The following is a 5429-nucleotide window of genomic DNA, read 5'->3' on the forward strand; positions in this document are numbered from 1 at the left end:
TTGTAGCAAATGTGGTCAGAAAGTCGAGAAAACACTTGCAGTAAGGGTACATAATTGTCCATACTGTGGATTAGTTCTTGACCGTGACCATAATGCAGCTATCAATATTCTCAATCGTGCTGTAGGAACTACAGTTCAAGCCTGTGGAATTGAGTCGTTGGATTCGATGATGAAACAGGAAGCCACCATATTCATAGGGTGGTAGTTCACTCATACAAACCTACCATTTAGTACTTTATCTTAAAATCAATATATTCATCACAACCATCATCTATATGGTTGTACTCTATATTGGTCACTGAAGCCATCGAAGGACCTTCTTTGAGTTTAGATAGAAATGCTTGAATGCTATCATGGTCACCTTTTGCAACAGTTTTCACTCTACCAACAGGTAGGTTCTGGACATAGCCCTTTACCCCAATCGATCTAGCAGTATCTTTAGTGAACTGCCTGAAAAATACACCTTGTACTTTTCCCGATATATATACTTCGATACATTCATCTTCGTTTGATGATTGCATATAAGAAGTATATAAAAAAGAAATTATATGAATTTTGGCCTTTGAGAGACATATTTGGGTAATGGAAGGTTTCTGAATGGCATTGAACTCGTTTCTTCATGTATTTTTTTGTTAAGCTCATTCACTGACATTTCTTTTTTCACGGGTTTGTTTTGTTGTGATTCTGATCTTATAGTAACATTGATGTTACCACTCTCAACTTCCTTATCTCCAATGACCACAACATAAGGTATCCATTCTCGGCCAGCATCACGGATCTTTTTCCCAACAGAATCTTCTCTGTCATCAATATCTACTCGTGCATTTAATTGTTCTGCAACTTCTTCTGCATAGCCTAAATGTCTAGTAGATATTGGTAATATCCTTACCTGTGTTGGAGATAACCAAACCGGTAACATTGGAGGTTTCCCTTTTTCAGAGTCCATTGATGCTTTTTCAAGTAATGCATAGATGCATCGCTCTATGGCACCACTTGGACAACAGTGGAGCATGATAGGTCTTGTAAGTTCACCTTCTGTATTAGTATATTTAATATCATATCTCTCAGAGTTCTCTACATCTATCTGTACTGTGGATAATGCGCTCGCTTTTTCAATAGCATCAACGAAATTGAACTCGAACTTTAGAACGAAATAGAAAAATCTTGTATCCCACATTTCAACTAAAACTGGTTTATTGACAGTTTCAGCTAATGAATTGATGAATGTACGGTTCTGGTCATAGAAATCTCGAGTGAACCTGATAGCGACCTCGTAATCATCGATATTCAATCCTATGTTGTCTAAGGTTTCAATGCATGTATTGTACTGGTCACCAAACTGCTCTATAGCCTGATCCATATCCGAGCACATTGTATGCATATCAGGCATTGTGAATGCACGGAGTCGTCTTAGTCCCACGAGTTCACCACGTTGTTCTCTTCTGAAACTGTACCGTGTCATCTCGATCATTTTCATGGGAAGGTTCTTGTACGAGATTGTCATATCGTGGTTCATCAAGAACTGGCCAAAACATGCAGCAAATCTTAAGAACAGGTGTCTTTTATCTGACTCAATTGAATATTGTCTTGCTGGGAACCTGTCAAGGTATTTTTTTAATGTTGGGTGATTCATATCGTACATTAATGGAGTTTCTACTTCCATTGCACCATTCTCAACAGAACTTTCAAGTACATAGGTTTCTAATAAGGATTTTATAAGTCTACCTTTTGGATAATATCTCATATTACCTGAATCTGATGCGGGTTCATAGTCAGCTAATTCCAATCGTTTCATGAGTTCAACGTGTGGTGGTGCTTCCTCGACTTTTCTGCTTTTAGTGATCTCATAATCTACAAACTTTTTCAGGTTTTTATGGTTTTTAAAATCGAAACTCTCTACATCATGGAGTTCACCGTCAGGTGTCATGATCTTCCAGTAAGATTGAGCTACATCTTCGGCTTTTAGTGCTTCTGAAACTATTTCATCTTTTTCACTTTTTTCTGGAACTATGGTTTTGGAGAGTTCTGATAATGGGTGCCCTTTACAACTTATCCTAAAAGCTTTATACCAACCAAAAGGTGCTCTTGCTACTTCATAATCTTTGGATAAAATAGTTTCAAGTTCTTTTAGGACATCCACTGCAAACTTTGGGGAAGATAGTTCAGAGCTTAAATGAGCATAAGGATAAAGCATAATTCTGTTAGTATTGATCTGTTTAACAGCTTTTTTTATTTCTTCTATTGATTTTTTGATTACTTCATCCTTACCTTCCTCATCCACACTTTCAACTGCAATGAATACGGTTAAAGCTTCTTCTAACCTATCTTTTTTAAAAGATTCGTCTATTTTTTCTGCTATAGGAGTATCTTTTTTAGTTTCATATTCAATATAATCAGAATGAATTAATAATAGTCTCATAGTTTCACCTAAAATTTAAATTCTTGAAAGTAGATTATATTCTTCATATAAAATTTGACCGTTACAATTTAACCCCACATTATTTTACAGGAAGTGCTCCTTAATGACAAATCAGTGAAAATTTAAGCTAAGTATTTTATACTGAAAAATTGAGAATCTAACTCAAAGAAAAGTTGTACACTGTAAAAATATAGTGCTTAACATTTTTATAGCTACTATAATAGAGCATTCTTTTTAAGATGTGCATCATCTTATTTTTGATTAAATACAAATAGAAGGGTTAACTTTATTAATTAAGATACTTACTAAATATCATTGCATGGACTTTAGAACATTGTTTGACAAAAGTATACATATATATATAAAAATGATGGTGCAAATCAACTAATATTGAGAGCTTTTTTTTTCTGGTCAATTAGAATTATTAGTCCTTTTGTTTTTTTAATTGATTGTTTAATTCCAAAAAAAGAATCTTTGTGGGTATTTGCCGTGGGAAATAGTAATCAATGGGAAGGAAATAGTCGAGCACTTTTTGAACAAACCAAAAAAAATCAAGCTATAAATCCTATTATTCTAGCTTTTAGTTCAAAAAGTGAGGTTCCTCCAGATGATTATGATAAAACAGTTTTAGTAAAAAGTACTTATGGATTATTTTATTTACTAAGGTCTTCCGTAATTATAATACATCATGAAACCAGTGACTATGTTTGGAAGGGTATCACTAAAAAGAGACATGTTATATTTAATGTTTGGCATGGAATTGTCTTTAAAGGTGTTGGTACTGCACGTAACAAGTATACAAGTAAAAAAACCATGAAGAATAAAAGCCGAAATACTGCTGTAATAGCTTCCTCAAAAATTGACAGATTAGCAATCTCTAGCTGTTTTAATATTCCTTTTAACAATGTTATGGTTACTGGATATCCGAGAAATGATTGGTTAATGTCAGCTCATGAGAATTTGCCTAATGATTTACAGAAAAAAGAAAATAACCTTTTATCAAAGATAAATGGTAGAAAGTTAGTTTTATATGCTCCAACATATAGAGATAATACTAATAAATTATACAATTTTAATCAGAATGAGATACTTGAGCTTGAATACTTACTGAAGAATAATAATGCTATTTTAGTAATAAAAACTCATGACTACACCACTGCAATATACGATATACAGTCAGAATATATATTTAACTTTGACAACTATAAGTATTATCAGGTACAAAATGTATTAAGGCTAACTGATATATTAATAACAGATTATTCTAGTATATGGTGTGATTATTTACTAATAAATAAGCCGGTGTTAGCTTTCCATTATGATTGGGAAGATTATTTGAAAGAAAGAACTATTATCTATGATTTTAAATTAATGTTCCCAGGCGAAATTGCATATAATTTTACGGAGTTAATATCATTTCTTGATGATCTGTTTCAAAATAAAGAAAATGAGCATAAAAAAACAAGATATAGATTTGCTTTAAACTCTTTTCACAATTACTTTGATGGTAAGAACTCAGAACGTGTATTTAATGAAATTTTAAAATTACAACAGTGAGTTATAGATTATTTAGCATTAAACATAAGTTTTCCAATTTAAACCATTTTTGATTACATTTTACTAATTTTTGTCAGAAAATAGTTTATACTGGCTAACTTAATTAGTAAATCCATGAAAATTGATAATAGTTACGTTTCCAGGGAATTAGAGCATATACAAAAAATGTTTAATACTAATGACAATGAAAGTTCATTTAATGAAATTCGTCAGGCTTTTTTCTATAAGAAAGCACCTAAAGTATTAAAATACCATATAATAAATCCATTAATTCGTAGTTATGAACGAGAAAGACGTCGCAAACAAGTTCATTTAACATCAAAAACAGAAAAAGAGTTTTCACTTGATTTTTTACTATATGTTTTTAAAAATAAAAATATTTCATTGGATTTAGATTTATTTGAAGAAAAGGAGGATAAAAATGAAATAATTAAATTTGTCCGAAATAAACTTTTATTAAGTTTATTTGATGAAATTAATCTGAAACTTATTTTCACTGAAAAAGATATAACATATCGAAAGCTCTACAACGTTTTTTTCAGTGCTAATATGAAAAGTAAAAGAAATAAATTGTATTTCAAGCTTGGTTCAGACCATTTTATTTTACCTATCAGCTATAAGGACCCATCTACTTATTACCATAAATAGGGAATAGATTATTTGTCGCAAAAATGTATTGATAGTATAAATGGTAGAGATTATTTGGATTGTGGTGCATACATTGGAGATTCTGCAATAATACTTAAAGAACATTTTAAAGCAAAGAGGATTTTTTGCTTTGAGCCAAATTCTATGAATTATAATAATTTGTTAGAATCTATCCATTTAAATAAACTAGAACAATTTTTATTTCCTATCAAAAAAGGAGTTGGTGTTGAAAACACTTATTTGAAAATGATTAACAATGGTGTTATAAGCAAAGTTTCTACCACCCCAGATCAAAACTATCTCGAAGAGGTAGAAATTGTTAAAATTGATGAGTTTGTTAAATTTAATGACTTAAATATTGGATTAATCAAGATGGATATTGAAGGATTTGAATTAGAAGCTGTTAAAGGGGCTTTAAGCACTATTAAAAAGTTTAAACCAACATTACTAATCTCAATATACCATACAGGGAAAGATTTTTTTGAAATCCCTACCCTGTTGAAATTATTAGTTCCAGAATACAAATTTAGATTTGCCAACCTGAATAGAAAAAAGCCTATACAAGAACGAATCTTGATTTGTTCTCCTTTACTTTAATTATCCACCTATAATATACAAAAACTTGCCAGAATGGACCATTTTTGATTAAAAATCCACTATTTTTTGTTAGAAAGATTGTAGGAAAAGTAGTCAATAATAAAAACATTTAGTAGAGACTGTCGGATAATAACAGATTCAAGTATCATTCATTTGATTAAAACACAAGTTTAAGACTTTAATTTGTTTTATGAGGATATTCAGAAAT

General features: G+C 31.1%; 6 protein-coding genes. 4 read left to right on the plus strand and 2 right to left on the minus strand.

All coding sequences use genetic code 11. The features are described from left to right. The coding region (locus J2T59_RS10000) for a zinc ribbon domain-containing protein (RefSeq protein ID WP_259135793.1) at positions 1–205 on the plus strand (205 nt) is incomplete at its 5' end. Between the two features lie 22 nt (positions 206–227). Here J2T59_RS10000 and J2T59_RS10005 read toward each other — a convergent pair. Beyond that, positions 228–521: an acylphosphatase gene (locus tag J2T59_RS10005; protein ID WP_259135794.1), complete on the minus strand. Its 294-nt coding sequence runs from the start codon at positions 519–521 to the stop codon at positions 228–230. Positions 522–544: 23 nt separating this feature from the next. Beyond that, positions 545–2419, minus strand: coding sequence for a threonine--tRNA ligase (locus J2T59_RS10010; RefSeq protein ID WP_259135795.1), 1875 nt, complete (start codon positions 2417–2419; stop codon positions 545–547). Positions 2420–2809: 390 nt separating this feature from the next. Between J2T59_RS10010 and J2T59_RS10015 the strand changes: the two genes are divergently transcribed. The 3 genes from J2T59_RS10015 (at position 2810) to J2T59_RS10025 (ending at position 5221) form a co-directional block, all read left to right on the plus strand. Then, a complete protein-coding gene (locus tag J2T59_RS10015) occupies positions 2810–3976 on the plus strand; it encodes a CDP-glycerol glycerophosphotransferase family protein (protein WP_259135797.1) in 1167 nt (388 codons plus the stop codon). A 114-nt stretch (positions 3977–4090) separates the two neighbouring features. Then, a complete protein-coding gene (locus J2T59_RS10020; RefSeq protein WP_259135798.1) occupies positions 4091–4624 on the plus strand; it encodes a hypothetical protein in 534 nt (177 codons plus the stop codon). A gap of 12 nt (positions 4625–4636) precedes the next feature. After that, positions 4637–5221: an FkbM family methyltransferase gene (locus J2T59_RS10025; RefSeq protein ID WP_259135799.1), complete on the plus strand. Its 585-nt coding sequence runs from the start codon at positions 4637–4639 to the stop codon at positions 5219–5221. Positions 5222–5429 lie beyond the last annotated feature (208 nt).

This window comes from Methanosalsum natronophilum (assembly GCF_024808815.1).
In the GTDB taxonomy this organism is placed as follows: Archaea; Halobacteriota; Methanosarcinia; order Methanosarcinales; family Methanosarcinaceae; genus Methanosalsum; species Methanosalsum natronophilum.